The organism is Desulfosarcina sp. (assembly GCF_041551955.1).
GTDB lineage: Bacteria > Desulfobacterota > Desulfobacteria > Desulfobacterales > Desulfosarcinaceae > Desulfosarcina.
In genome coordinates this window covers 1-5,606 of sequence record NZ_JBFELV010000331.1, presented here as the reverse complement: position 1 = coordinate 5,606, position 5,606 = coordinate 1, and the positions used below count along the sequence as shown (strand labels likewise).

4 protein-coding genes are annotated in these 5,606 nt (G+C 58.1%); 2 read left to right on the top strand and 2 right to left on the bottom strand.

The genetic code is table 11. The features are described from left to right. Positions 1-198: 198 nt before the first annotated feature. Positions 199-1,413: an acetate kinase gene (locus tag ABYV26_RS19335; RefSeq protein ID WP_372682997.1), complete on the bottom strand. Its 1,215-nt coding sequence runs from the start codon at positions 1,411-1,413 to the stop codon at positions 199-201. After that, a complete protein-coding gene (pta, locus tag ABYV26_RS19330; RefSeq protein ID WP_372682996.1) occupies positions 1,414-3,537 on the bottom strand; it encodes a phosphate acetyltransferase in 2,124 nt (707 codons plus the stop codon). Positions 3,538-3,955: 418 nt separating this feature from the next. Here pta and ABYV26_RS19325 point away from each other — a divergent pair, with 418 nt between their 5' ends. Next, a complete protein-coding gene (locus ABYV26_RS19325) occupies positions 3,956-5,236 on the top strand; it encodes a porin (protein ID WP_372682995.1) in 1,281 nt (426 codons plus the stop codon). Next, positions 5,237-5,446, top strand: a complete 210-nt coding sequence (locus ABYV26_RS19320) for a hypothetical protein (protein WP_372682994.1) — start codon at positions 5,237-5,239, stop codon at positions 5,444-5,446. The last annotated feature ends 160 nt before the right edge of the window (positions 5,447-5,606 follow it).

Genomic DNA, 5,606 nt, shown 5'->3' with positions numbered 1-5,606 from the left:
TTCCGACGTTCCCCATTCCGCCCGGGCGGTTGAAGATTCGGTGGCCGTTGAAATGTTCTCACCGGTGAGGGAAGATTATCTCAGATAAAAAGCAGGGTCCAAGGATCCCAGGGTTCGAGGTTTCAAGGGAAGGCCATATGTGGTCTTAGGTGGTCTTGTTTTTTCACTCGAATCCTTGATCCCTTGATCCCTGGTTTTTCATTCCTTCCCTTCCACCACCCCAAGGGTCTGGCGGGCGATTTCGAGTTCCTCGTTGGTGGGGATGACATAACCCTTGATCCGACTTCCGGCAGCCGTGATTTCTCCGCCGTGTCGGTCGGGATAACGATTTTTTTGTGGATCCAGGGTTAGGCCTGCGGTTGCCATGCCCCTGCAGCAGGCTTCACGTATGACCGCATCATTTTCACCGACGCCGGCGGTGAAAACCAGGGCATCCACCCGTCCGAGCTGAAAAAAATAAGCCCCGATATACTGCCGGCAGCGGTAGACGAACATGTCCAGCGCCAACTGGGCCCGGGCATTCCCATCCCCGGCAGCCGCATGGATATCGCGCAGGTCGTTCATTCCACAGATGCCCTTCAGTCCGCTCTCTTTTTGCAGGACGGCGTTGACTTCCTCAAGGGTCATACCCTTGCGCTCGGCAATATACATGACGACCCCGGGGTCCAGGTTTCCGCCCCGGGTGCCCATGATCAGCCCGCCCAGCGGTGTCATGCCCATGGAGGTGTCCACGCTGACCCCTTTTTCGATGGCACAGATGCTGGCGCCGCTGCCCAGGTGGGCGGTGATCAGGTTCACCGCAGACGGCGGCCGGCCCAGTCGGATTGCCGCCTCCCGGGCCACATACTGATGGGAGGTGCCGTGAAAACCGTAACGGCGGACACCCATTTGTTCGTAATACGACCAGGGCAGGGCGTAGTGGTAGGCAAAGGCGGGGATGGTCTGGTGGAATGCCGTGTCGAAAACCGCCACCTGGGGCGCATGGGGAAACAGCTCGCGGGCCACCTTGATGCCCATGAGGTTGGCGGGGTTGTGCAGCGGGGCCAGGGGAATCGTCTTTTGGATGGCCTCCAGCACCCTGCGATCCACCTGGACCGGTTCCTGGAAAAGTTCTCCCCCGTGGACGACCCGATGGCCAACGGCCGCGATTTCGCTCGGGCCGGAGATAACGCCTGTGCCGGGCGCCGTGAGCTGGCCGACGGCTTCGTTCATGGCCGATCGATGGTCGCTGATGGGCTTTTCATAGACGATACCCTGTCCCCCGGCAGCGTCCGGTCGATTTTGATGGGACACCTTGCCCATGGATTCGCCGATCCGCTCCACCAAACCTGATGCCAGGCGGTGTTCACCGAGCATCTCAAGCAGTTGGTACTTCAAGGAGGAACTGCCGCAGTTGATGACCAGAATTTTCATTTAATCTGCTTTCGTCTGCATGGGGTTATGCAAGGTCAAGGCCTGGGCTTGAATCACGGTGATGGCTACGGTGTTGACAATATCGGCTGCCGTGCACCCCCGACTCAGGTCGTTGACCGGTTGATTCAGGCCTTGGAGCACCGGCCCGACGGGAATGGCGCCTGAAGAGCGTTGCACCGCCTTATAGATGTTGTTGCCCGTATTGAGGTCCGGAAAAATGAACACCGTTGCCTGGCCGGCCACCTCGCTGCCGGGCAACTTTGTCTTGGCCACGCCGGCATCCACCGCCGCATCGTATTGGATGGGGCCTTCGATCTTCAATTGTGGAAAGCGCGATTTGACGATGCGCGTGGCTTCGCGAACCTTGTCCACATCCCGTCCGGCCCCCGATGTTCCCGTTGAGTAGGAGCACATGGCGATGCGTGGTTCGATATCGAACATGACTGCCGTGTCTGCCGCACTGATGGCAATATCCGCCAGCTGGCTTGCATCGGGGTTGGGGTTGACTGCGCAATCGCCGTAGACGACCACGCGATCAGGCAGGCACATGAGAAAAACACTCGAGACGATCGACACCCCCGGGCGGGTGCGGATAATCTGGAACACCGGCCGGATCGTATCGCCGGTGGTGTGGACGGCGCCTGACACCATGCCGTCGACCAGTCCTGCCTTGACCATGAGGGTGCCGAAATAGCTCACGTCGGCGGTCATATCCCAGGCCATCTCCTTGGATAAGCCCTTTTCCCGGCGAAGGTCGTAATAGAGCTGGGCCAGGGCCTCGCGGTGGGTCGAGCTGGGTGGATGAATGATATTCAGGCCTTTCCAATCCAGGCCGAGGGCTTTGGCCGTCTGCCGAATCTGCTTCGGGTCGCCTAGCAGCGTGATGTCGGCCACATCCCTGCGGATCAGTATCTCTGCGGCCCTCAGGACCCGCGGTTCTTCTCCCTCGGGCAGAACGATATGCCGGCGGGCCGATTTGGCCCGTTCGATGAGTTCATATTCAAACATGATCGGGGTCACGCGGGTGGATCGGACCACATCGATGCGGGCTTCCAGGCGGGTAAGGTCCACGTTGGCTTCGAAGAGGCCCAGTGCGGCGGCAATTTTGCGTTCATCGCCGGGTTGAAGGCTGGCGCGGACTTCGCTGGCATTCATGGCACTGGTAAACGTGTCCGTGGGCACGCTGATGATGGGTAGCTGGGAGGTCAGTCTGAAACCCTCCATCAGGCGTTTCACCGACGGTTCTGGTGTGAATCCACCGGTAAGCATAAGGCCCGCAATGGTCGGATAATTGTCGGATACGACTGTTGCCAGGCTTGACAGAATGACGTCTGTGCGGTCGCCCGGTGTGATCACCAGGTCCCCCTCCCTGATCAGATCGAGAAAATGAGGGATGTTCATGGCGGCCACCTTGAAATCGTGGATCGACCGGCTCAGCGCTTCAGTTTCCCCCTGGAGCACCTCGGCCCCCAGTTCTCTGGCGATATCGGCAACGGTGGGCCTGCCCAGGGTGGGCATCTCCGGAAGTACGCCGATGGGGATGTCAGCGGAAATGCCTTCGCCAATCCCCGCGCGAACAGCGTCCAGCTCCGATTTGTCGACCCGGTTGACAATGACGGCGGCGATGTCGCACCCTCGGTGGGTGAAGGCATCGATCCCCATCTGAATGGTCTCGAGGATCTCTTCCGGGTCTTTGTCGCTCCCATTGACCAGCATCAGGATGGGGCTGCCCAGGTTGCTGGCCACGTCGGCATTCATATCGAATTCGAATGCCGATGAAACGCCCGTGTAATCGGTTCCCTCGCACAGGACGAATCGGAATTTTTGTTGAAGCTGCCGGTATTTTTCCACGATCTGCTTCAAGATGCCCTGGCTGCTGCTGCCGGTGGACAGGCTCTGGACGGCATTGTGGGTAAAGGCGAAAGTCTCGTAGTAGGTCTGGTCAAGGTGGTAACGCTGCAGAATGAGTTCGATGTCGTTGTCCCGTTTCTGGGCCGTAGGGATGATGGGCCTGAAATATCCGATGCGTCCCACTCGCCTGGAGAGCATCTCCATGAGGCCCAAGGCGACCACCGATTTCCCGCTTTGCGGCTCGATGCTGGCAATGTAAAGGCTGTTGGCCATGCGTTTCTTTCCCGTCATTGTATGCGGTTGTCGTCAAAAAGTTGAGGGTAACAGTTTAACCGAAAAAGCGTCGGGTAACAAACCAATTATGGGGACAGCGCTCCACCGGTCGTCTCCGACCCGGTTTGATTTTCCTGCGCCCGCATGGCATGATAGAATACCTTCTTATAATGTAAAAGTGTCCGCACCAGGTGATAGTGGCTGGACGCCGTCGAAAACTGCCTAGACCTACATTTCCCTTGCCAACTTCTCATTGGTTTGAACGCGGTTTCAGATTCGGTGGCTGGTTTGTACCCCCTGCCCGATCAAAGGTTGTTGGCCAACCACCGGAACCATTTTAAGTGTTCCCGCTAGTCTGGAAGACTTTTGCCGGGAGAGATTTGATCAGCATCTACAGGAAGAGAAAAAGGAGGTATGGATGAGACTGAGCAGGTGGCGCGTATTCTTGATGATTTGTGCGGTATCGCCTGTTTTGGGTCATGTGACAACCTTGCCGGTGCATGGGGCAGACCAGGAGACCCTGGATCGTCTCGAGAAAATCATCGACAAGCAGCAGGCCCAGATCGAGGCCCAACAGAAAACCCTCGAACAACTGCAGGGCGAGGTTGAGATGTTGAAGAGCCAGACGGCCGCGGCCACGGTCAAGGCGGCCACGGACAGCCCCGCGGCAGTCAAGGCCGGAAACCCGAAGGGCAGTGTCAAATTATACGGCCAGGTGAACAAGGCGATACTTTACAGCAACGACGGGGAGAATGGCGACGTCTACCTGGTGGACAACGACAACTCCTCCACCCGGGTGGGGCTGGAGGGCACCATCAAGCCCAATGAGAAATATACCATCGGCACCCGCATCGAAGTGGAATACCAGACCAACCCTAGCAACCTGGTCAACCAGGAAGACAAACGTGTGGAAGACATCGGTTTTCAAAAACGCCATCTGGACCTGTGGGTGGACGCCAACACCTACGGTAAATTCTCCCTGGGCTACGGTTCCACAGCCTCGGACGGCACCTCGGAGATGGATCTGTCCGGCACCGGCGTGGTGGGCTACGCTGCCATCGCCGACATGGCCGGTGGTCAGCTATTCTACGACAAAAACACGAACACCTTATCCGATACCCCGATTAACGCTGCGTTCTCCAATATGGACGGGCTGGGGCGCGAAGAGCGCATCCGCTATGACAGCCCTTCGTTCAGCGGATTTGTCGGATCCGCATCTTACGTTGCCGAGGGCGGTGGCGACCTTGCTCTACGCTACACCTCCCAGGTGGATGCCTTCAAATTGGCCGCCGCTGTGGCCTACGCCAACCCCGGCAGTTCTTCTGATATCGTCGACGACCAGCTGGCCGGATCCGTGTCCGTGCTGCATGACTCCGGCTTCAACGGCACCTTTGCCATGGGCACCCGCGATCAAAAAGGGGCCGGTGTAAACGATGCCGGGTTTTTTTACACCAAGTTCGGCTACCGGGGTCGCTGGTGCCCGCTGGGAGTGACCTCCCTGTCCGTCGACTACGGTCGTTTTTCAGATTTTGATGTCAACGGCGACGATGCGGACACCGTCGGCCTTCAGATGGTGCAGGACCTCCAGGAGTGGGGCACCGAGGTCTACCTGGGCTACCGGTTACACCAATTGGACAGAAACGGTGTGGATTACGACAACATCAATGCCATCATGACCGGCATGCGGGTGAAGTTCTAAATGAAGATGAGATGGATTTTTATGCTGACGGCGGCGGCCCTGATTGCCGGTATCGCCGGGTGTGCATCATCGGATCAACCGTTTGTCTACCACGACGACCGGGACGAAAAGCCTGGCCCCGGCCTTTTCTCCGGTGACAAAGGGGGGTTGGTTATCTATGGCGAGTCTGTGGAGGAAACGACCGAGGTAGAAAAAGCGCCGGCGGATTGAACCTTACCCGCGGCAAGCCGCGGTTCCGATCCGAATCAGAAAGAAGATCGCCGAACGATCAAGCGTTGCCCATGCACCACCCAGTGAAGCGGGTGCCGGCAGCGCTTTTTCGTCTTGACGAATGCAGTCTGTCAGGTATTTTTTCCCGAACCCCGAACCC